The following is a 21,902-nucleotide window of genomic DNA, read 5'->3' on the forward strand; positions in this document are numbered from 1 at the left end:
GCCATGATCAAGCTCAAGCCAATCGCATTGGCCGCAATGGGTTGCGGCCTTCTCACGGCATGCAGTGCTCCTCCGGCATCGCATCAACTGGCCTTGCAGCCCGTCGTGCGCGGCGACATGCCGGGCAACCAGGCGGCAAGCTGGAACCGGCTGGCGCGCTTCCACCACGAGCGCGGCCAACTGGCTTTGGCTCTGGGTGCCTACGCGCAATCGCTTGCCCTCGATGCCAACCAGCTTGAGGCGCGCAACGCGGTGGCCGTGATCGAAGCGCAACGCGGCGACCTGGAACTGGCGCGCAAGGCCCTGGTGGCGCTGGTCAAGGACTATCCGGGCGAGGCGCAGCCGCATACCAACCTTGGCTATGTGCTGTACCTGATGGGCGATAACGCCGGTGCCGCGCAGAACCTGCGCCGGGCCATGGCGCTCGGTGCAGGGAAGAAGGCCTTCGAGAACCTGCAGATGGCCGAAGCCGCGATGGGCAAGCAGTCCGGCGCCGACGCGCCGCAGCTGGCCGCCGCCAGCGCCGCCGATGCCGACGCGCCATCGGTCGCTGCGCAGCCTGTCATCGCGCCTTCAGTGGTGGCACCGTCCGTCGCCGCTCCATCCGTCGTTGCCGAACCGGCTGCTGCGCCGTCCATCGTTGTACCCGCCGCAAGCGCACCGCCAATCGCAACGCCGATCGTGGCCGCAGCTGCCGCCGCCCCGGTTGTCCCAGCGCAAGACGCCTCCGCACCAAACATGGCATTGCTCTCCGAGGACCCCGTCGCGCCAGCGCCGGCCCAGGCGCCGCGCAAGGAAGCGCAGCCACTGGGCGTGCTGCCCGCCACCACGGCGAGCGAAATCGCCAGCCATATGGAACTGATCAAAGTCGTCGGCTACGTCTACGAGCTGAAAGCCCGCGTCGCCGCCGAGCCGGCAGCCGCGCCGGTTGCCACCGCGGCACCAACATCCGCCGCCGTGCAGGCCGCAGCCCAGGCCGACCGCGTCCGCGTGGCACGCCTGGAAGTCTCGAACGGAAACGGCGTCGCCGGCATGGCACGCCGCTTCCGCAACCTGCTGGGCCAGATGGGCATTCCGGTCAATCGCCTGAGCAACGACAAGCCGTACAGGCAGGTTGCCACCATCATCCAGTACAGCCCAGGCTTCGAAAAGCAGGCCGCCAGCCTGCAAAAAGCCCTGCAAGGAAAGGTGCAGCTCACCAGCAAGCAGCTGGCCTCCTGCGACGTCCGCCTGTTATTGGGCAGGGACGCACAGGTGAGCATGGCAGCCGTCACGGAGGCGATCGCAGTGTCCCAAGTTGCCATGCACGACGAAAACTAGTTCGCAAGCTCGCGCTGCAGGAAACGCCAGATTTCCGGCGCCTGCAGCGCAGCGATGTTCAGCCGCATGAACTGCGACGGCAGCTGGCTCGGCGAGAACAGGCTGCCCGGCGCCAGCAGCAAGCCCTGCCCCATGGCCTTTTCGGTCAGCACATTGGTGTCGCGTCCGGCATCAACCCATACGAACATGCCCGCCGGCGGCGCGCTGGCGATGCGCATTCCCGTTTTTTCCAGCTGGCGCACGGTGCGCGCCCGCAGGCCGTCCAGGCGCGTGCGGATGCGCTCCGTGTGCTTGCGGTAGCTGCCTTCGGACAGCACCTTGTGCACGACGCGCTCGCCGATATCGCTGGTGGTCAGCGTTTGCAGCATCTTGCGATCGGCCAGGCGCAGCGCCATTTCTTCCGACGTGGCGATGAAGCCGACGCGCAAGTTGGCGGCCATGGTCTTGGAAAAGCCGCCGAGGTAAATCACGCGCTTCAGCTGGTCGAGCGCCGCCATGCGGGTGGCTGGCTGCACGCTGCTGCCCGGGTGCAGGTCGCAGTAGATATCGTCTTCCACGATGGTGATGCCGTGTTCTTCGGCGATGCGCAGGATCTGGAAGGCCTTGGCTGCCGACAGCGAAGTCGAACTGGGGTTGTGCAGCACGGAGTTGATCACATACAGCTTGGGCTTGTGGATTGCAGCCAGCTCGGCCAGTTGTGCAATATCGGGGCCGTCGGCCAGGCGCGGTATTCCCACCACCCGCGCACCCAGCGCGGCAAAGGAGCCGAACATCAGGAACCAGGCCGGATCGTCGACAAACACGGTATCGCCGGGGCGGGTGAATTCGCGCGCCACCATGTCGATTGCCTGGGTAACGCCGGCGGTGGTGACGATCTGCTCCGGCGCGGCGCCGATTTCGAGCTCCGCCAGCTTGTGCTGCAAATGCTGGCGTAGCGGCAGGTAGCCCTGCGGCACGCCGTAATTCAAGAGGATGCTGCTGTGCTGGCGGCTGATGGCGCGCAGGGCGTTGCCGATCGCCACCCCATCCAGCCAATCTGCTGGCAGCACGCCCGTGCCGGGCATGTACTGGTGCGGCACGGTGCGGAACATATTGCGCACCAGCCAGACCACGTCGAGACCCTGCGTGCCTTCCGGCTGCGCCAGGCCCGGCTCGCGCGCGGGGGGCTGGGGCGCCTGCAGCGGAGCGCGGTCGCGGATATAGAAGCCGGCGCCGCGCCTTGATTCCAGGTAGCCGCGCGCGACCAGCTTGTCGTAGGCGCCGACCACGGTGAAGGGCGACACGCCGTGCGAGGTGGCGAACTGGCGGATGGACGGCATGCGCGCGCCGGCGCGCAGCACGCGGTCGTCGATGCGGGCGGCCACGCTGCGCACGATCTGGTCGCTGAGCGACTCGCCGCCCTCGCGGCTTAGCAGGATTGTATTGGTCATATCACCATCACAGTGCGTGAAATTATTCGAACAAGTGTATTGGTACTGTACTGGTTACTTATCCTACGATACACCCATCCCCCGCCAATATCCAGTGATTAAAGGAGCCTGCGCCATGAACCTGCTGCCAACCCGTGCTGAACTCGACGCCGCCGCCACCATCGTCTACGGCGCCATGCCTGCCACGCCGCAGTTTTCCTGGCCGCTGCTGAACGAGGCGCTGGGCACCGAAGCTTGGGTCAAGCATGAAAACCATACACCGACGGGCGCCTTCAAGGTGCGCGGCGGCCTGGTCTACCTGGATGGACTGCTGAAGCGCGAACCTGGCGTGGCAGGCATCGTGTCGGCCACACGCGGCAACCATGGGCAGTCGATTGCCTTTGCCGCGCGCCGCCATGGCGTGAAATCGACCATCGTGGTCCCGAACGGCAACAGCGCCGAAAAGAATGCTGCCATGCGCGGGCTGGGCGCGGACCTGATCGAGTACGGCGACGATTTCCAGGCCAGCCGGGAATATGCGCTGTCGCTGGCGCGCAAGCAGGGCTTGCATATGGTGCCGTCCTGCCATGCCGACCTGGTGGCGGGCGTGGCAAGCTACTGGATGGAGCTTTTCCATGCACAGCCCGGCCTGGACACCGTGTTCGTGCCGATCGGCCAGGGGTCCGGCTTTTGCGCGGCAGTTGCGGCGCGCGAGGCGCTCGGCCTGCGCACCCGCGTGATCGGCGTGGTGTCCAGCCATGCACCGGCTTATATGGAATCGTTCCGTAGCGGCCAGTTCTGCGAGGCGCCAACCACCACGGAACTGGCGGATGGCATGGCCTGCCGCACGCCCGATGCGGGTTCGCTGGAGATCGTGCGGCGCTATGCCGATGACGTGGTTGCCGTCAGCGATGAGGAAGTGGCGCGTGCGATCCGCCTGTATTACCGCGCCACGCACAACCTCGCCGAGGGCGCAGGGGCGGCGGCGCTGGCGGCGGCCTTGCGCCTCAAGCACGATCCGCGCGTGGCGGGGTGCAGGGTGGGTTTGCCGCTGACAGGAGCCAATGTGGATGCGGAGAAGATCATGCGGGTGCTGTCAGAGGTGCTGCCATGACGCCGTATTCACATGATGGGCCTTCGTGGGAAGTTGACTGCCAAACCGGTACCCCGGTGCCTGACCCGCAGAATCAGGCACCGGCAACGCGGCGGCTGCGGGCGGGTGTCAGACCCCGTGGGTCTGACACCGAATTTCCGGTTTCAGGCGCCGAAAGCCGCGGCATGCTGCTGGGCTTCATCGGCGTCGCCATCTTCAGCCTGACCTTGCCCTTCACCCGCCTGGCCGTGGCCGGCCTCGATCCGGTTTTCGTGGCCATGGGCCGCGCCGTGGCGGCCGCTGTACTGGCCCTGTGCTGGCTGCGCTGGAAGCGCGCCCCGCTGCCGGCACGCGCCCAGTTGCCAACCCTGCTGGCAGTGACCATCGGCTGCGTCATCGGCTTCCCGCTGCTGACCTCCATCGCCATGCGCACCCTGCCCGCCTCGCACGGCGCGGTACTGGTCGGCATCCTGCCGCTGGCAACCGCCCTGTTCGCGGCCTTGCGCGGCCACGAACGCCCTTCGGCCGGTTTCTGGTGCATGGCCGCCGCCGGCAGCGCCCTGGTGGTCGGCTTCGCGCTGCGCCAATCGGGCGCAGGCCTGCACGCCGCCGACCTGGCCGTCTTCGCGGCCGTGGCGCTGGCCGCCATGGGCTATGCCGAAGGCGGCCGCCTGTCGCAAACCATGGGGGGCGAACAAGTGATCGGCTGGGCGCTGGTGCTGTCCCTGCCGCTGGCCGCGCCGGCCACCGCGTGGCTGCTGTGGCGCGACTGGAACAGTATTGCTGCCGCACCAGCCAGCGTCTGGCTGGGCTTCAGCTACGTGTCCGTGTTCTCCATGTTCATCGGCTTCTTTTTCTGGTACCGCGGCATGGCGCTGGGCGGCGTGGCGCGGGTCGGCCAGGTGCAATTGGCCCAGCCCGGACTATCGTTGGTGGCCGCCGCCGTGGTCCTGAACGAAACTTTGCATATTGAGCATATTCTGTTCACTTTTGCCGTAATTGCCGTCGTCGGCGCAGGAAAACGCATGAAAGTGGCCCGTTGACCGTGACGAATTCGGCAACGTGCAGAGTACAATAGCACCTTCACGGAACCTTTTTTCTTGGAAATCACATGTCTGTCTACGAAAAACTGAAGTCGCTCGATATCACGCTGGCTGCGCCGGCCACCCCGGCGGCCGCCTACGTCATGTACGTACAAACCGGCAACCTGGTGTTCATCTCCGGCCACATCGCCAAGAAAGACGGCGCGCCATGGGTCGGCCAACTGGGCAAGAATATCGCGACCGAAGAAGGCAAACAGGCAGCGCGTTCCATCGCCATCGACCTGATCGGCACCCTGCAGGCCGCTTGCGGCGGCGACCTGACCCGCGTCAAGCGCATCGTCAAGGTCATGAGCCTGGTGAATTCCACCCCTGACTACACGGAACAGCACCTGGTCACCAACGGCTGCTCCGAGCTGCTGGGCGAAGTGTTCGGCGACGCCGGCAAGCATGCACGCTCCGCCTTTGGCGTGGCGCAGATCCCGCTTGGCGCCTGCGTTGAAATTGAACTGATCGCCGAAATCGCTTAACCCCCGCTAGAGATTGAATATGAAAATCGAGAACCAGAACCCATTGCAATGGAACTTCTCCGAGCGTGCCAAGGGCATGCAGGCATCCTTCATCCGTGAGATCCTGAAGGTCACCCAGCAGCCTGAAATCACCTCCTTCGCCGGCGGCCTGCCTTCGCCTGCCACCTTCCCGGTGGAGATCATGCAAGCGGCCTTCGACAAGGTGCTGTCGACCAACGGCAAAGTCGCCCTGCAATACGGCCCGACCGACGGCTACATGCCGCTGCGCCAATGGATCGCCGATTCGCTGTCCCAGAACGGCGCCAAGATCGCTCCGGAACAGGTGCTGATGGTGTCCGGTTCGCAGCAGGCGCTGGACCTGATCGGCAAGGTGCTGATCGACGAAGGCAGCAAGGTGCTGGTGGAGACCCCGTCCTACCTGGGCGCGCTGCAAGCGTTCTCGGTGTACCGTCCTGACTTCCATTCTGTCGCCACCGACGAACATGGCCTGGTGCCGTCGTCGCTGGACGCGATCGCCGACGGCGCGCGCCTGCTGTACGCGCTGCCTAACTTCCAGAACCCGACCGGCCGCTCGCTGTCCGTTGCGCGCCGCCAGGAGCTGGTGGAGACCTGCGCCCGCCTGAACCTGCCGCTGATCGAAGACGATCCATATGGCGCGCTGTCCTATACCGGCCAGCCTAGCCCGAAAATGGTCGCCATGAATCCGGAAGGCGTGATCTACATGGGTTCCTTCTCCAAGGTGCTGACCCCTGGCATCCGCCTGGGCTACGTCGTGGCTCCGCTGCCGATGGTTCGCCGCCTGGAGCTGGCCAAGCAGGCAGCCGACCTGCACACCGCGCAACTGACCCAGATGGTGGTGCACGAAGTGGTGAAGGATGGTTTCCTGGACAAGCACATCCCGACCATCCGCGAACTGTACGGCAACCAGTGCAAGGCCATGCTGGACGCCATGGACCAGCACTTCCCGAAAGAAGCCACCTGGACCAAGCCGGACGGCGGCATGTTCATCTGGGTCGAGCTGCCAAAGCACATCAACGCGATGGAACTGCTGGACGAAGCAATCAAGAACAAGATCGCCTTCGTGCCGGGCGCACCGTTCTACGCCAACGAGCCAGCCACCAACACCCTGCGCCTGTCCTTCGTGACCGTGCCGCCAGAGCGCATCCGCGCCGGCATTGAAGTGCTGGGCAAGTTGATCAAAGCCCGCATGTAAGCCCTGCTGCGCAGGATGAAGTTCATACCGGGGTTCATCCTCGCAGCATGGCTTGCCGTCGGCGGCGCACACGCCGCCGACGGCAAGCCTCCTGTGGTGCTGGTGCACGGCTTCTTCGGCTTCGACCACGCCACGCTTGGCGGATCGTTCCGCTACTGGGGCGGTTTCAACGATATCGCACAGCACATCAGGGCCGGCAGCGGGCGCGATGTATTCACCGCCGGCGTGGGGCCGGTCAGTTCGAACTGGGACCGCGCCGTCGAACTGTATTACCAGCTCAAGGGCGGTTGCGCCGACTACGGCGCCAGCCACACGGCGCAGCACGCAGCCGCCGGGCATATCCAGAAGCCAGCCGGCAAATGCTGGGCGGCCGATCCGTCCAATAATCCTGAAAAATATCCGCTCGCGCTGTATCCGCAGTGGGATGCCGCGCACCCGATCCACCTGGTCGGGCATAGCCAGGGCGGCCAGACCATCCGCACCCTGATCCAGCTGATGGACCAGGGCACTCTGGGCAACGGCGGCGCGCGCGGCTGGGTAATCAGCGCCACCTCCATCGCCACGCCGCACAACGGCACCACGCTGCGCGATATCGTGATCGACTGGCTGCCGGATGCTTCGACGCTGGCCGGCCTGGCCGTGCAGGCGACCGGCGCTGGCGGCTCCGGCGGCTCCGGCTTCAAGTACCGCCTGGAGCAGTTCAACATGAAGGCCAGCGCGGCCGAATCAATCGACGACTTCTTCGAGCGCACGCGCGGCCACCCGTTCTGGAACCTGAACAACCACGACTCCGCGCAATGGGACCTGGCCCCGGATGGCGCCAGCGAATTGAACAGCTGGGTCAAGACTTCGCCGGATGTCTACTATTTTTCCTTCAGCGCCCAGGCCACTGAATCGCTCAGCCTCTTTGGCAAGGAATTCCAGTACCCGCGCAGCGACATGATCTTCTTCCTGCAGGGCATGGCGGGCGAATGGGTCATGCCGTCGTTCGGCCATCCCGGCATGGGTTCTTTCAGGCAGGCGGCGCCCGGACGCGTGCCGACCGACCAGCGCTGGTTTGCCAACGACGGCGTGGTCAATACCATCAGCATGGCCGGCCCCGAGGGCAGCAAGATCCAGGCGCTGGACGGAACACCGGTCAAAGGCGTGTGGAACCATATCGGCACCATGCAAGGCATGGACCACTTCGATGTCATCGGCTGGGATGCCAAGCCTTCGGCCGCGTTGAAGATGTACGACCAGCTGATGGCCATCCTTTCCAAAGTCGAGTAAGCGGGCCTGCTGGCTCGCCGTGCATTGCGATTGGCTCCGCAGGCACGGTTATGCCGCAACCGTGCGCAATCGCCCCGTGGTGAAATGAATCACACAAAAAACCACGGGAGACAACCGCATGAAAGTGCTACCGAGCCTCACCCTGGCCGCCTGCCTGGCCGCCTCCTCCGCCCATGCAGCCAATAGCGACCCGGTCGTGCTGGTGCATGGCTTCCTCGGCTTCGGGCCGGAGACATTCGCCGCCACGGGCTTCAAGTACTGGGGCGGGTTCAACGACATCGCCGCGCATATCCGGGGCACGCAACGGCCGGTGTTCACTGCCGGCGTGGGGCCGGTCAGCTCGAACTGGGACCGCGCGGTCGAACTGTATTACCAGATCAAGGGCGGCTGCGCCGATTATGGCGCACGCCATGCCGCAGACCATGCCGCCGCCGGCCACATCCAGAAACCGGCCGGAAAATGCTGGGCCGCCGATCCGGCCAACAATCCAAACAACTACCCTGTCGCGCTGTACCCGCAATGGGATGCCCAGCACCCGCTGCATTTCGTGTCGCACAGCCAGGGCGGCCAGACCATCCGCACCCTGATCCAGTTGCTGGAAAACGGCGCGCCGAACGGCGCCGGCACGGAAGGCAGCGGCGCCCTGTACACAGGCGGCAAAGTGGGCTGGGTCAAGAGCGCGACGTCGATCTCCTCGCCGCACAACGGCACCACGCTGCGCGACGTGGTGGTTGAGTTCGTGCCGAAGGTTTCCGAACTGGCGGGCAGCATCGTCGAAGTGGCGGGCCTGGGCGGCTCCGGCGGCAGCGGCTACAAGTTCCGGCTAGAACAATACGGTCTGGCGCAGGGGCCGGCAGAATCGATCGGGGACTTCATCGACCGCACGCGCGGCGCCCCGTTCTGGCAGCTGTCCAATCACGATGCCGCGCAATGGGACCTGGCGCCCGACGGCGCAGCCCAATTGAATGGGTGGGTGAAGACTTCGCCCAACGTCTACTACTTCTCGATCGGCTCGCGCGCCACGGAGCAAGGCCACTGGTGCTGCAACAACACCGACCGCGTGATCGCGCCGTTCCAGAGCAGCGATTACCAGTACGCCCGCAACGACATGATCTTCTTCCTGAAGAACACTGCAGGCGAATGGGTGGTGCCTTCGATCCTGCAGCATGGCATGGGCTCCTACCGCTCGCCCGAGTGGTATCCGAACGATGGCGTGGTGAATACCGTCTCGATGCGCGGACCTTCCAGCCAGCCGCAGCGCAACTTCGACGGCGCACCGGTCAAGGGCAGCTGGAACTATATCGGCTACTACGACCAGTACGACCACTTCGACGTGATCGGGTGGGATTCGCCGACGTGGGCGGTGTACCCGATCTACGACAACCTGCTCAGCATCATTGGTGGCCTGTGAACGTGCGCGCTACGATAGGCATCGCATCGATCGCCCTGGCGGCTGTACTGTGGCGGGCTGGCGCGCCTGCGCCCTCGCCTGCTTCCCTGCCTACGCCGCCAGCGGCCACCGCCACTGGCAGTGCCGCTTCCGCCCCGCTTGCCCAGCCCGCGCCGGCGGCTCCGCGCAGTGCAGCCCCGACAGCCAGCACCACGACTGCCGTTGCAGGCGTCGAATCGGCCGTGCGTGAGGCGCGTCGAACCGGCAAGGGCGAACAGGAAGTCCATCGCCTGCGCAGCGAGCGGCTGCCAGCCGAACAAGTGGAAGCTCTGGCCCGCATGGAAGCAGCCGAAGCAAACTGGCGCCAGCGTCTGGAAGCCCTGCAGGCAGCATGCGCAGCCAACATCGGCTGCGACGACGCGCGCGCCAGCTTCACGCGCGAGGAACTGGCGCGAACGACCGCCTACGCCGCGCCCACCCTGCGACAGTAAACACAGTGCGCCCGCAAGCGCGGGCGCACTGTCTTATTTACTGGTGATATTGACCATGCCCTTGAAGTCGTATGGAATCACCACAGTCTGCACCTTGCCTGCCGCAATGCCTTCCGCGATCTTCATCTGGGCCTGTGCCTGCATGTAGGAGATGGCGCCGGCATTGGCGTTAAGCGCTGCAATACGCTCGGCTTCCTTCTTCGCGATCTGCACCTCGACCTCCTTGGTCTTCTCCTCGTTCTTGGCGCGCACCAGGTTGTCGGCGCTGGCCTTGACCGCATCGCTGGGAACCATGCCGCCCACGCGTACCTGCGAGATCGTGATGCCGTTCAGTTTTTCATCGTTCAGCGTCGCGATCATGGTGGCCTGGATCTCCTCCTCGATCTGCGAGCGGTTGTCGTTCATGTTCAGTGCTTCATACTTTCGCGCGACCTTGTACACTGCGTTGCGCGCAGTCTGGTAAATGTAGGCGTGCATCAGGTAGATGTCGCCGCTGGCATCCTGCGTGTGGAAGGAGCGGCTCTTGTTAACCCACAGGTCCGACACCGCCGACGGCGTGATGTTGTAGATCACGGCCAGGTCGAAATCCTTCATGGTCGAATTGTCCGCAGCCAGCGGCATCAGGTCGCGCACGTCGACGCTGACATCCTTGATCGGGAAGGTCAGGATGGAGCCGACGATCGTCTGGTTGAAGCTGCCCGCCACGCGCTCTTCGGCTTCCACGGTCTTGTCGAAGTTGACGCGCAAGCCCACCTCGCCGGTGTCGATCACCTTGCAGCCGGACAGGGCGGCTGCGGCAAGCAGGACAGGAACCAGCAGGAGTGTATGTTTTTTCATGGCGATCTCGATGAGTTGAAAGAAGCGCCATTCTATTGCTTTCCGGACAGATAAAAACCATGAAAATATCGCCAGGATTACCGTTGCCAAAGAGCTAGCGGAAGTGTTCGGATATACACCAAATGTCACAACTTTCCTTAGCTCGCCGGAAACTTTCACCAACTATCAACAAGCCAACGTCTTTTTTAGGCAAAACCTTCCTTGAATTTCTACAATTCCAATTGGCAACACGGTATCATCAAGCCCATATCCTACTCACCCCTAGTCAGCATGAATCAAGGCGGTACCAGCTTTTCGCCACGGCGTGACGCCGTGATTTTGATTGTTGATGATGCGCCGGACAACCTCTCGGTCTTGCGCAAGTTGATGGTCGAGCAGGGTTACCAAACGTACGTCGCCAACTCCGGCGAGCGCGGGCTGGAAATCGCGCGCCGCGTCCACCCTCACCTGATCCTGCTCGACGTCATCATGCCCGGCATGGACGGCTTCGAGACTTGCCGCCACCTGAAATCGCACCCGGCCACGGAAGACATTCCGGTGCTGTTCATGAGCGCCCGCAACGAACAGGAAGACGTGGTGACCGGCTTCGAACTGGGCGCAGTGGACTACATCGGCAAGCCGCTGCGCATGGCCGAAGTGTGCGCGCGGGTGCGCACGCAGCTGCAGATCCGCTTCGCCACCGAAACGCAGCAGGAACAATCGGAGCGCCTGCGCACGATCGTCAACAACATGGCGGAAGGCTTGCTGATCATCGAAGCCGATGGCCGCATCCAGTTCACCAACCCGGCCTGCGACCAGTACCTGGGGTATATGTCGCATGAACTGGCCGGCAAATCGATTTCGGATTTGCTGAATCCATTGGTAGCAGACGAATACCTCGAATACTTTGCACGCTACGCCGCCAACCCGGAAGCGGCCCACAGCCACGGCACGCGCGAAGTGATCATCCGCCACCGCACCGGCAAGTCGGTATGCATGGACCTGACGCTGACGCCGATGTTCCTGCGCCAGCCCTTGTTCATCGGCCTGCTGCACGACATCACCCACCACAAGCTGTCGGAAGATGCGCTGCAGCGCGCAGCCATGATCGACCCGCTGACGAAAATCGCGAACCGGCGCCATTTCGACTCCTTCCTCGAAAAGGAATGGCAGCGCGCCATGCGCACAGGTTCCCCGCTGTCGCTGGTGGTGCTGGATGTCGACCACTTCAAGCTGTACAACGACACGCTAGGCCACGCCCAGGGCGACGTCTGCTTGCAGCAGGTAGCGCAGGCAATCGGCGCGCACGCACTGCGCGTAACCGACCTGGCAGCGCGCTACGGCGGTGAAGAATTCGTCCTGCTGTTTGCCGAAACCGACGCCGATGCCGCCTTCCAGATGGCCGAATCGATCCGCACCCACGTGGAATCGCTGCACATCCCGCACCCGCGCTCGGTCACCTCGCCGCACATCACCGTCAGCATCGGCGTAGCGACCCTGTGCCCCACGCCGACGGACAATATCGAATCGCTGTTCGTCGCCGCCGACCGCGCCATGTACGCGGCCAAGGAAGACGGACGCAACCAGGTACGCGCCACCCGGCCGCCCACCACCGCCATCGAAGCCGCCCGCGCCGCCCTCGCCAAACGCTAATTTGAAAGTCGGGGTCAGGTCTGGCAATCCGCCATAAAAGGCACGTACGTGCCTTTTATGGCGGATTGCCAGACCTGACCCCGACTTTCTGCTTTAAAGCTTTTCGGGGTAGCCGGTGATTGCGGCGATTTCGGCGTACATCGGCTGCAGGCGTTTGTACATCTTCAGGTAGACCCGGTGGTAGAGCTGGTCGTAGGTCTTGCGGTGCGCGGGATCGGGCTGGAAGACGCGGCCCTTGCGCGTCATGGCGTTGATCGCACTGTGGAAGTCCTGGTGCAGGCCAAGGCCGGCTGCGACGGCGATGGCGGCGCCAAGGCCGCTGGTCTCGTAGACGTGGGCGCGCGCTGCCGGCAGGCCGAAGATGTCGGCCGTGAGCTGCATGGCGGCGTCGCTTTGCGAGCCGCCGCCGGCCACGCGCAGTTCGGTGATCCTGGTGCCGCTGCGCTTCTCGATGCGTTCGCGTCCTTCGCGCAAGGCGTAGGCCAGGCCTTCGAGAATGGCGCGGTACATGTGGGCGCGCGTGTGCACGTCGCCGAAGCCGATCATGGCGCCTTTTGCTTCCGGTCCGGGCACCTTGATGCCTGGGCTCCAGTATGGCTGCAGCATCAGTCCCATCGAGCCTGGCGGTACTTCATTCACCAGCCGGTCGAACAGCGCTTCCGGCGGCATGCCCTGCTCCATCGCTGCCGATTGTTCGAGGTGCCCGAATTGCTCCTTGAACCAGTTGACCATCCAGTAGCCGCGGAAGATCTGCACCTCGGTGCTGTAGGCGCCTGGAATGGCCGCTGGATAAGGCGGTATGAACGGCGTGACTTCGACGTACTTGCTGGTGGTGGTGTTGATGGTGGCTGTGGTGCCGTAGCTGAGGCAGCCGATGTGCGGCTCCAGGCCGCCGGCGCCGATCACTTCGCAGGCTTTGTCGGCGGCGGCCGCCACCAGCGGCACTCCTTCGGGGATGCCGGTGGCGGCGGCGGCGCGGGCGTTGATGGTGCCGATGATTTCACCGGGCTGCAGCAGTTCGGGCAACTGGTCGGGGCGCACGGCCAGCGCCTGCCATTTCCAGTCGCGCGCGCCGGCCCAGGCGTGGCGCTTGTAGTCGAACGGCATGTAGGCTACCTGCGAGCCAACGGAGTCGGCGAAGCGGCCGCTCAGGCAGTGATTCAGGTAGCCCGATAGCAGCAGGAATTTATGCGTACGGTCCCACAGGCCGGGCTGGTGGGCCTTGATCCAGTTGACTTCCGCTTCGCGGCGGAAGTAGTCGATGGTGCCGTCCACGCCGGCCAGCTTGAAGGCGGCCGTCCACAAAGGACCTATCGGCGGCACCTGTTCGGTGCGGCGCTGGTCCAGCCAGGTGATGGCGGCACGCAGTGGCTTGCCTTCGCTGTCGACGGCCACCACGGTGCCGCGCTGGGTAGTGACAGCCACGCCGGCAATCGCACTGCGCGGAATGTCGGTGACGGTCCACAGGCGCTGGCAGGCGGCGCACACGGCGTCCCAGTAGCCTTCTGCCTTGTGCTCTGCCCAGCCGGGCTGCTCGGCGTGGTAGGCCGGCTGCAGGTGTACTTGCGTCTTGGCGACCAGATTGCCCTGCAGGTCGAACAGCAGCGCGCGCACGCTTTGCGTGCCATTGTCGATGGAAAGAAGGTATTTGCTCATGCGCGTGCTTTCGGCAGGCTGTAGTTTGACCGGCATAATGCCAGATATGCCGCTTCTTCGGCAGCCCAGCGCTGGTCGTCCCAGCCTAGTTCCGGCTGGCAGATGGCGCGTATGCGGCCCAGCAGCGCGGCGCCGCCGTTGGCGAGCTGGATGCCAAGGCGGCTGCGGCGCAGCATCAGGTCCTCCAGGTGCTGCACGGATTCGTGGCGCGCCGCCCAGCGCAATTGGGCCCAGAGGGTTTCGGTGCCGGGGATTTCTTCGAGTTCCCCTTCCTGCGCGGCGGCTACCAGTGCCTCGGCCTGCGCGCCGTAGCGTCCTTGCAGGCGCCTTGCCTGGCCCGGCGGAAGCTGCCATGGCCTGGCTGCTCCGGCGGCGGGCCATGGGCTGGCTGGCGACGCAAAAATGGCGTGCGGCCCGAGATCGGCCTGCCAGTGCGGCAGTTGCTGCGCGGCGTGGCGCAGCACGTCGAGCGCGATGGCGCGGAAGGTGGTGAGCTTGCCGCCGGTGACGGTCAGCAGGCCGTCCTGCTGCCACAGCACGTGGTCGCGCGCTTCTTTCGAGGGGTCGGCCTTGCCGGTGTCGATCACGGGGCGCACGCCGGCGTAGGTGGCCAGTACGTCGGCCTCCGTAATGGCCAGCGTTGGGAACTGGTCGTGCAGCGCTGCCATCAGGTAATCGGTTTCTTCCTGTGTGATGGCGGCTTCCTGCTGCAGGTCGCTGCGGTGGTCGACGTCGGTGGTCCCGACGATCGTTACCCCCTCCCATGGGAAGGCGAAGACCGGGCGGCCGTCGTGCGGGTGCATCAGGCTGATCGCCTGCGCCAGCGGAAGGCGCCAGGCCGGCAGCACCAGGTGGCTGCCGCGCAAGGGCCGCAGCCGCGCGGCCGGCTTGTCGTGCAGGCGGGCGGCCCAGGCGCCGGTGGCGTTCACCACCAGCTCGGCGCGCACCTCGTGCATCGCGCCGCTCACTGCGCAGCGCACCAGGGCGCCGCGCACACGCCCGGCCTCATTGCCCGCCACGTGGTCGCTCGCTGCGCCGGCCGCCATGTTCATTTTGGACACCTCGGCGCCGAGCGTGGCGATCGCCGCGCCGACGACCAGCGCCGGGCCGGCAGCGGCCTTCGCCTCCGCGGCGCCATCGCGCAGCAAGGACTGCACCGCGCAGTAGTTGACCGCGACACCGCCGTGCGATTGCGCTTCCTGCAGCACGCGCATGACCAGGCGTGCGTCGTCGGTCCTGGCGTCCTGGTAGCAGATGCCGCCTTGCAGGCCTTCAGTGCGGATATGCGGCGCCATCGCCAGGAATTCCTGTGCGCCGAAATAGTGGCGGGCGCGCTGCCCGGCCATGCGGTCATAGATCGCCAGTCCAAGCAGGAAGGCGCGGCGGCCCGGCTTGCGGCCGGCGTAGTCGCCAAAGGCAAAGCCGAGCGGCTCCACCAGCCCTGGCGCATCGCGCAGCAGCGCATCGCGTTCGTGGACCGATTCGCGGGTCAGTGCAAACTGCCCTTCCTTCAGGTAGCGCAGGCCGCCGTGAACCAGCTTCGACGACCGGCTGGACGTGCCCCAGGCAAAGTCGCGCTGCTCGACCAGCAAGGCCCGCAGGCCGCGCCGCGACGCTTCAAGCAGGATGCCGGCGCCGGTAATGCCGCCGCCAATGACCAGCAGATCCCATTGCTGCGCCAGCAACGCGGCCACCTGCCCCCGGCCGGCCGCCTTCCAGTGCGGCGCGCCGCTCGCCCCGGCGTGGCCTGAGGCCGGCTTCATGCCGCCTGCTCCGCCGGCAGCAGCTTGCCGGGATTCATGATGCCCTGCGGGTCGAAGTGCGAGAACAGTGCCTGCATGGCGGCGATGCCTGCCGTCCCCTTTTCCGCCGCGAGATAAGGGGCGTGGTCGCTGCCCACCCCGTGCTGGTGGCTGATGGTGCCGCCGTTGTCGACAATCGCCATGCTGACCGCATGCTTGAGCGCACGCCAGCGCGCCATGTCTGTTTCGAAATCGCCGCCGAGGCGGTAGACAAAGGTCGTATAGACGCTGGCGCCCTGGGCGTACAGGTGCGACAGGTGGGTATAGGTATGCACCTTTTCGCCCATTGCGCCCAGGGCGCCCGTCGCCGCCGCTTCGACCGCCCGCATCATCAGCGAAACGCGCGGCCAGTCGACCGCCGTCTCCACCGTATCGATCACATAGCCTTGCTTCCAGGCCGCGTTGCGCAGGTAGACGTTGCGAAAGCGCCCTTCTTTCCACTTGTCGCCCATGCGGCGGCCGACGTGCACCCCATTGAAGCCGCGGCAGGCCGCGATGGCGCTGCGCAAGGCGGCGCGGGCTTGCGCGCGCGAGCCGCTGGCGCCGATCATCAGCATGCATTTCCCTTCGCCGCAGCCGCGCAGCTTCAGCCAGCCTTCCAGCAGGCCAATCAGGCGCTTGTGGCCGGCCAGCGCCAGCATGGTCACGGTTTCCAGCGGGTTCGACAGGCGCAGCATCGACAGGCCGCCGCGCGCCTGCGCCAGCGCACGAACGGCTGCTTCGGCGCGTTCCCAGTCGGGGAAGAAGATGGCGTGGAAGGCCTCGTACTCCGGCAGCGCGCTCACGCGCACCGTCGCCTCGGTCAGGATGCCCATGCGGCCTTCGGAGCCGAGCACGATCTCGCGCAAGTCGGTCCCGGCCGCGGAGGCCGGGAAAGTCTGGATGTCCAGCCGCCCCTTCGGCGTCTCGACCACGCCACCGGCGAACAGCTGCTCGATGCGGCCATAACGCAAGGACTGCTGGCCGGATGAACGGGTCACGACCCAGCCGCCCAAGGTCGAATATTCGAACGATTGCGGGAAATGGCCGAGCATATAGCCGTGCGCCCGCAGTTGCGCCTCCAGGTCCGGGCCCAGCACCCCGGCGCCAAAGGTGGCGAGCTGGGACTGCTTGTCCAGGTTGTGCAAGCGCCCCATGCGCGTCATGTTCACCGCCAGTACGGGCCTGCCGCCGGCCGGCGCGGTCAGGTGCCCCGCCACGCTGGTGCCGCCACCCTGGGGGATCAGCGACACGCCATGCAGCTGCGCGTAGCCGATCAATTCGCGCACCTGCTGCGAACTTTCCGGATAAGCCACGCCATCGGGCGCGCTGCCGATGCGGCCATAGCGCAGCTTGAGCCAGTCCGGCAGGCTTTGTCCCAGCGCGTTGCGCAGGCGGGTGGCCGGCGTCGTATCGACCATGGGGTGCGCGGGCAGGCGCGATCCGGCAAGCGAGGCGCATGCCGCGTCAAAGCTGGCGTCCTGCACCGGCTTGCCGGGGCCGATGCGGCTGGCCAGGAATGCCAGCGCCTCATCATGCAGTGGGAATTCGACCGTCTCCTCGCCCCAACCGTTCCATCGTTTCATATGCAATCCCTTGTTATACTTTGCTCAATAAACTTTAATCCATTGCCACCCGCCAGTCTTGCTTTTTCATGCCAGAAGAATTGTTCGATCATGCCAAGCCTGCTCGCGTAGCGGGCTCCTACCTGCAACCCATGCTGGAGGCGGCTGCAGCGCGCGGGGTGACGGCGCAAGCGCTGGAGCAGGCTGCCGGCCTGCCCGCCGGCGCCCTGGAGCCGCTGCCGGAAGCCCTGCCGGCCGACATCTATGTGAAATTGCTGGATATCGCCGCCAGGCTGGCCGATGACCCGCATTTCGGCCTGCACGTGGGCGAGCGCGTCAAACTGGGCACGTACACGGTCTATGGACTGATCCTGCTGAGCTGCCGCGATTTCGGCCAGGCCTTCGAGCAGACGATGCGCTACGAGCAGCTGGCGCACGACCTGGGGCGTTCCACGCTGCAGGTGCACGGCGCGCTGGCCGACTACACCTGGCATTCGAACTACCCTGCGCAGCAGCGTCACCTGGCCGACAGCGTATTCGCCGGCATCCGCGTGTTTGGCAACTGGCTGGCCGGGTCCACGCTGCCGCCGGCCGAACTGTCGCTGATGCACGACGGCGGCGACCCTGCCGGCCACGCCGAATACATGCGCGTGTTCGGCGCCCTGCCCCGCTTCAATGCAATGTCCAACGTGGCGCAATTCGAAGCCGCGCTGCTGTCATGGCCGGTGCCGAACGCGGACGTGAGCCTGTATCCGGTGCTGCAGCAGCACGCGGAACAACTTCTCAAGCAGCGCGCGGCGTCGGCATCGGCCGGCATCGTGGCGCAGGTGCATGAGGCCATCGTGCGCCGGCTGTCGCAAGGCCAGGTGCGGGTTGCCAGCGTGGCGCAAGAGCTGAAGCTGGCGCCGCGCACCCTGCAGCGCAAGCTGGCCGACGCCGGCTCCAGCTTCCAGCAGGTGCTGGACGACGCGCGCTTTGCGCTGGCACGCGATTATCTGCGCCAGCCCGGCCTGTCGCTCGTCGATATCGCCTTCCTGCTTGGCTACCAGGAGCAAAGCGCCTTTACCCATGCCTTCCGCGAGTGGTCGGGCATGAATCCTGGCGCATGGCGCGCGGCGGTGCGTTAAATCTCCGTGCCGCGCACGCGGATGAAGGGTCCGATGCAGCTTCCCATGTCGCGCCGCTGGCACATCAGGAACATATTATTCGAGGGATGGAAGACGATGAAGGACTGGATCACGTGGCCGACCTCGGTGACCTCGCCGGTGCAATCCTTCTTGCCGTTGTCTTTCACGATCTTGTCGTTGGATTGGTAGAAGCCGTCGCCGTCGGGCTGGTCGTCGATCTGGAATTCCGATTCCGCTATCTCGGCAGCACTGGTGATCAGTGCCGAGCCGTCGGCCCTGATGCGGTACATCTCGTGGCAGGAACCATCGGGCAGCTCGAAACGCCAGGTGCCGACAATGGGATGGTCGTTGCGCAAGGGGCCGGCAAGCGTCCCCTGGGCAGCCAGCAGGGCTGCGGCAAGCAACAGGTATAGTTTCATGGCAGCCCCCGGCGGAGTGATTAGACTCAGTATAGCCCTGTTGGACTATTTGCACTTTCCCGTTGCCTTGGCCGCAAAAGTACCGGCAGCGCGCTTGGCGTCATGGTGAAAGTGAACATCTCCTCGACCGGCGGCGCGCCAGGCAGCGCCTCGATGGTGAAGCTGCGCGCCACCATCGACATCAGCGTCCGGATCTCGCTCATGGCGAGATAGCGGCCCGGACAGAAGCGCGGCCCGCCGCCAAAGGGCAGCATCTTGCGCGCAGGGTCGTCGAATTTCTCCTTCATGGCCGGATCGAGCCAGCGTTCGGGCCGGAATTCGGCGCCGTCGGGCAGTGAGACTTCGCGTTCGAAGGCATGGCGCAGCAGCATGAAAATCACCGTGCCCGCCGGTATCTGCACACCGTCCAGCGCCACGTCGCGCACGGCCTCCGCGCCCAGCACCGGCGCCACGGGCTTGAGGCGCATGGCTTCCTGCACGCAGGCGTCGAGGTATGGCGCCTGCCCGGGAGCGCCCAGGGCATCGGCTTCTTCGGCCAGGCGCGCGGCAGCTTGCGGATTGCGCGACAGCAGGTAAAGCATCCAGGCGATGGTGTTGGCCGTGGTGTCCTCGCCGGCAAATACCATGATGATGGCATTGGCGCGCACCGTCTCGTCGCTGATGCCGGAGTCCGGCAAGTCCGCCGCCGCCAGCATCGCTTCGAGCAGGTTGTCCGGCTTGTCGTGAAGCGCCGGATTGGCTGCCATGCGGTCTCGCGCATCGGCAACGAAGCCGGCGACCGCGGCGCGGATGCGCAGGCCGGCCGCCTCGGCGGCACGGTCTGCCGGCAGCTTGATGCTGCGCCACCAGGCAACCGGCGCCACCAGCCGCCGCGCCATCTGTGTGAACACGAATTCGATATCCTGCTGCAGCGGATTCTCTTCGTGCCGCACCATTTCCTGGTCCTGCCCCATGGCCATGCCGATCGCCACGTCGAGCGCGAAAGCCTTGAGGTCGCGCAGCAGCCGTTGCGGCTGGCCCGCCTGGGCAGCCGCCTGCCAGCGCAGGCGCAAACGTTCGGTCATGGCAAGCAGCCTGGGATGGAAACGGTTGATGACTTCCGGCGTCAAGGCATGCATGACCAGCTTGCGCTGGCGGCGCCATTCCTCGCCCTCGGCCGCAAATACGCCGACGGCCGCCGCTTCTTCGAGGACGCTGGCCACCCGCCGCGAACGCCGCCACTGGTCGGGGCGGTCGTGCAGGACCTGCGCGATATCGGCATGCCGGCTGGTGACGACAAAGCGCCGGTCCATCAGGCGCATGCAGTAGATCGGGCCGTACTCGCGCGCCCATTCCTCCAGCTTCTGGTGGAAATGGGCCGTATCGATTCCAACATTACCCAGTAGCGGCACGCCGCTGGGGCCTGGCAGGTGATCCATGGTGCACCTCCTTCAGAAGCCGCACTCCCGCAAATAATCAATGAACAGCCGCAGCCTGGCCGGCGTGAACTGGCGCGATGGCCGCACCGCAAACAGGCCAAAGGGTTCCGGGCTGGAGCCGGGCAGCAATTGCTGCAGGCGGCCGTCGGCCAGGGCCGGGGCCAGCACGAATTCGGGCAGCAGCACGATGCCCATGCCCTGGATTGCGCATTCGGCCAGCGCTTCGGCATTATTGGCCGCCAGCGGCACTTTCAGGTCGAGCTGCTCGCCCGGGTCGCCAATCAAGCGACCCCATTCTTCGCGCACGCTCAGCAAACTGTAATTTAACACCGAGTGGCCGCGCAGCTCCGCCAGGGTATTCGGCTGGCCAGCACGACGCAGGTAGGCGGGCGATGCCGCAAACACGCGGCCGACAGTGCCAATACGGGTGGCCACCAGCGAGGAGTCGCGCAGGAAGCCGATGCGCAGGGCGACGTCGATCGCTTCCGCATGCAGGTCGGTGGTGCGGTCTTCCAGCAGCAACTGCACTTTCAGGCCGGGATGGCGCTGCATGAACGGCGGCAGCACCGGCGCCACTTTCTGGATGCCGAAGCTGAGTGGAGCCGCCACGCGCAAGGTGCCGCTGGCGCTGTCCTGGCCCTGGCGCACGCGATCGTGGGCTTCATCCAGCAGCTGGAACACGGCCTGCGCATCGGCATAGAAGGCGCGCCCGGCATCGGTGATGTCGTTGCGGCGCGTGGTGCGGGTGATCAACTGGCTGCCCAGCGCTGCCTCCAGCGTGGCGATGCGGCGGCTGATGGCGGCGGTGCTGACCGAAAGCTGTTCGGCCGCCCGCACAAAACTGCCGCTCTCCACCACGGTGATGAAAGCGCGCAGGTCGGTCAAGTCATATTGTTCCATTTTGCGTAAATATCATTTGCACAACCACTAGTTTATTACGGCATCCGGATTTATTAAAGTTCACTCCATCGCAACCCCACTACAACGGAGCACACCATGAACTTCAAGACCCTGATCAAAGCAGCACTGCCAGTCATCCTCGCCTTCAGCGCCGGCGCCCACGCCGCACCGCCTGCCGAACAGCTGCTGACGCCAAAGAACCACACCCTGGTGCTGATCGACCACCAGCCGCAGATGGCTTTCGCCACGCGGTCCATCGATATCGCCGAACTGCGCAACAACGTGACCGGCCTGGCCAAGGCGGCCAGGACCTTCAAGGTGCCGACCATCCTCACCAGCGTCGCCGCCAAGTCCTTCAGCGGCCCGATCTTCCCCGAGCTGCAAGCGGTATTCCCTGAACAGGCCCCGATCGACCGCACCACCATGAATACCTGGGAAGACCAGCGCGTGGTCGACGCCGTGCAAAAGAACGGGCACAAGAAAGTCGTGATGGCGGCGCTGTGGACCGAGGTATGCCTGGTGCAGCCGGTACTGTCGGCCATCGACCAGGGCTACGAGGTGTACATCGTGACCGACGCCTCGGGCGGCGTCAGCAAGGAAGCGCATGACATGGCCGTTCAGCGCATGGTGCAGGCCGGCGCCCGCCCCGTGACCTGGCTGCAGTACATGCTGGAACTGCAGCGCGACTGGGCGCGCGGCGAGACCTACGCTCCCGTGATGAAGATCGCTTCTGAACACGGCGGCGGCTATGGCCTGGGCATCGTCTACGCCAAGGAAATGTTCAACGCCAAGGAAGGCAAGAAGTAATC

General features: G+C 65.3%; 19 protein-coding genes. 11 read left to right on the forward strand and 8 right to left on the reverse strand.

The features are described from left to right. The first annotated feature begins 3 nt into the window (after window positions 1-3). Window positions 4-1,320, forward strand: coding sequence for a LytR C-terminal domain-containing protein (locus ACN9MW_RS21695; RefSeq protein WP_426162599.1), 1,317 nt, complete (start codon window positions 4-6; stop codon window positions 1,318-1,320). On the opposite strand, the gene ACN9MW_RS21700 is transcribed toward ACN9MW_RS21695, so the two are convergent. After that, on the reverse strand, window positions 1,317-2,750 hold the full coding sequence (locus tag ACN9MW_RS21700; protein WP_426162601.1) for a PLP-dependent aminotransferase family protein: 1,434 nt from the start codon (window positions 2,748-2,750) through the stop codon (window positions 1,317-1,319). The genes ACN9MW_RS21695 and ACN9MW_RS21700 overlap by 4 nt on opposite strands. A gap of 115 nt (window positions 2,751-2,865) precedes the next feature. On the opposite strand from ACN9MW_RS21700, the gene ACN9MW_RS21705 reads away from it, so the two are divergent. The 7 genes from ACN9MW_RS21705 (at window position 2,866) to ACN9MW_RS21735 (ending at window position 9,758) form a co-directional block, all read left to right on the forward strand. Beyond that, complete coding sequence (locus ACN9MW_RS21705) at window positions 2,866-3,843, forward strand: threonine dehydratase (protein WP_426162602.1); 978 nt, start codon at window positions 2,866-2,868, stop codon at window positions 3,841-3,843. Window positions 3,844-4,007: 164 nt separating this feature from the next. Continuing rightward, window positions 4,008-4,865 (forward strand): DMT family transporter, encoded by an 858-nt coding sequence (locus ACN9MW_RS21710; RefSeq protein ID WP_426162603.1) that lies wholly within the window; start codon window positions 4,008-4,010, stop codon window positions 4,863-4,865. A gap of 68 nt (window positions 4,866-4,933) precedes the next feature. After that, on the forward strand, window positions 4,934-5,392 hold the full coding sequence (locus tag ACN9MW_RS21715) for a RidA family protein (protein WP_426162604.1): 459 nt from the start codon (window positions 4,934-4,936) through the stop codon (window positions 5,390-5,392). A 19-nt stretch (window positions 5,393-5,411) separates the two neighbouring features. Beyond that, complete coding sequence (locus ACN9MW_RS21720; protein WP_426162605.1) at window positions 5,412-6,605, forward strand: PLP-dependent aminotransferase family protein; 1,194 nt, start codon at window positions 5,412-5,414, stop codon at window positions 6,603-6,605. A 15-nt stretch (window positions 6,606-6,620) separates the two neighbouring features. Further along, the gene (locus tag ACN9MW_RS21725) at window positions 6,621-7,877 is read left to right on the forward strand and encodes an esterase/lipase family protein (RefSeq protein ID WP_426162606.1); all 1,257 of its coding nucleotides are present in this window, start codon (window positions 6,621-6,623) and stop codon (window positions 7,875-7,877) included. Between the two features lie 118 nt (window positions 7,878-7,995). Beyond that, window positions 7,996-9,288, forward strand: coding sequence for an esterase/lipase family protein (locus ACN9MW_RS21730; RefSeq protein ID WP_426162607.1), 1,293 nt, complete (start codon window positions 7,996-7,998; stop codon window positions 9,286-9,288). 2 nt (window positions 9,289-9,290) lie between these two features. Then, window positions 9,291-9,758 (forward strand): hypothetical protein, encoded by a 468-nt coding sequence (locus ACN9MW_RS21735; RefSeq protein ID WP_426162608.1) that lies wholly within the window; start codon window positions 9,291-9,293, stop codon window positions 9,756-9,758. Window positions 9,759-9,791: 33 nt separating this feature from the next. Here ACN9MW_RS21735 and ACN9MW_RS21740 read toward each other — a convergent pair whose 3' ends face one another. Continuing rightward, entirely contained in the window at window positions 9,792-10,595 is an 804-nt protein-coding gene (locus ACN9MW_RS21740; RefSeq protein ID WP_426162609.1) for an SPFH domain-containing protein, read from the reverse strand. 270 nt (window positions 10,596-10,865) lie between these two features. On the opposite strand from ACN9MW_RS21740, the gene ACN9MW_RS21745 reads away from it, so the two are divergent. Beyond that, a complete protein-coding gene (locus ACN9MW_RS21745; protein WP_426162610.1) occupies window positions 10,866-12,227 on the forward strand; it encodes a diguanylate cyclase domain-containing protein in 1,362 nt (453 codons plus the stop codon). Window positions 12,228-12,320: 93 nt separating this feature from the next. Here ACN9MW_RS21745 and ACN9MW_RS21750 read toward each other — a convergent pair whose 3' ends face one another. From ACN9MW_RS21750 to ACN9MW_RS21760, 3 genes are read right to left on the reverse strand one after another with little or no spacing between them, the layout of a single operon-like run. Continuing rightward, entirely contained in the window at window positions 12,321-13,883 is a 1,563-nt protein-coding gene (locus ACN9MW_RS21750) for an FGGY-family carbohydrate kinase (RefSeq protein WP_426162611.1), read from the reverse strand. Then, the gene (locus ACN9MW_RS21755) at window positions 13,880-15,646 is read right to left on the reverse strand and encodes a glycerol-3-phosphate dehydrogenase/oxidase (protein WP_426162612.1); all 1,767 of its coding nucleotides are present in this window, start codon (window positions 15,644-15,646) and stop codon (window positions 13,880-13,882) included. Before ACN9MW_RS21755 ends, ACN9MW_RS21750 begins: the two co-directional genes overlap by 4 nt. Further along, a complete protein-coding gene (locus ACN9MW_RS21760; RefSeq protein WP_426162613.1) occupies window positions 15,643-17,250 on the reverse strand; it encodes an FAD-binding oxidoreductase in 1,608 nt (535 codons plus the stop codon). The genes ACN9MW_RS21755 and ACN9MW_RS21760 overlap by 4 nt, the downstream gene beginning before the upstream one ends. 68 nt (window positions 17,251-17,318) lie before the next feature. On the opposite strand from ACN9MW_RS21760, the gene ACN9MW_RS21765 reads away from it, so the two are divergent. Continuing rightward, on the forward strand, window positions 17,319-18,356 hold the full coding sequence (locus ACN9MW_RS21765) for an AraC family transcriptional regulator (protein WP_426162614.1): 1,038 nt from the start codon (window positions 17,319-17,321) through the stop codon (window positions 18,354-18,356). Here the strand turns inward: ACN9MW_RS21765 and ACN9MW_RS21770 are convergent. From ACN9MW_RS21770 to ACN9MW_RS21780, 3 genes are read right to left on the reverse strand one after another with little or no spacing between them, the layout of a single operon-like run. Then, window positions 18,353-18,775, reverse strand: a complete 423-nt coding sequence (locus ACN9MW_RS21770; protein WP_426162615.1) for a hypothetical protein — start codon at window positions 18,773-18,775, stop codon at window positions 18,353-18,355. The two genes, ACN9MW_RS21765 and ACN9MW_RS21770, sit on opposite strands and share 4 nt — an antisense overlap. 26 nt (window positions 18,776-18,801) lie before the next feature. After that, complete coding sequence (locus ACN9MW_RS21775) at window positions 18,802-20,193, reverse strand: cytochrome P450 (RefSeq protein ID WP_426162616.1); 1,392 nt, start codon at window positions 20,191-20,193, stop codon at window positions 18,802-18,804. A 12-nt stretch (window positions 20,194-20,205) separates the two neighbouring features. Continuing rightward, window positions 20,206-21,093 (reverse strand): LysR substrate-binding domain-containing protein, encoded by an 888-nt coding sequence (locus ACN9MW_RS21780; protein ID WP_426162617.1) that lies wholly within the window; start codon window positions 21,091-21,093, stop codon window positions 20,206-20,208. A gap of 96 nt (window positions 21,094-21,189) precedes the next feature. Between ACN9MW_RS21780 and ACN9MW_RS21785 the strand changes: the two genes are divergently transcribed. Beyond that, complete coding sequence (locus tag ACN9MW_RS21785; protein WP_426162619.1) at window positions 21,190-21,900, forward strand: hydrolase; 711 nt, start codon at window positions 21,190-21,192, stop codon at window positions 21,898-21,900. The last annotated feature ends 2 nt before the right edge of the window (window positions 21,901-21,902 follow it).

Origin of the sequence: Pseudoduganella sp. R-34 (assembly GCF_049904655.1) — a bacterium.
GTDB lineage: Bacteria > Pseudomonadota > Gammaproteobacteria > Burkholderiales > Burkholderiaceae_D > Rugamonas.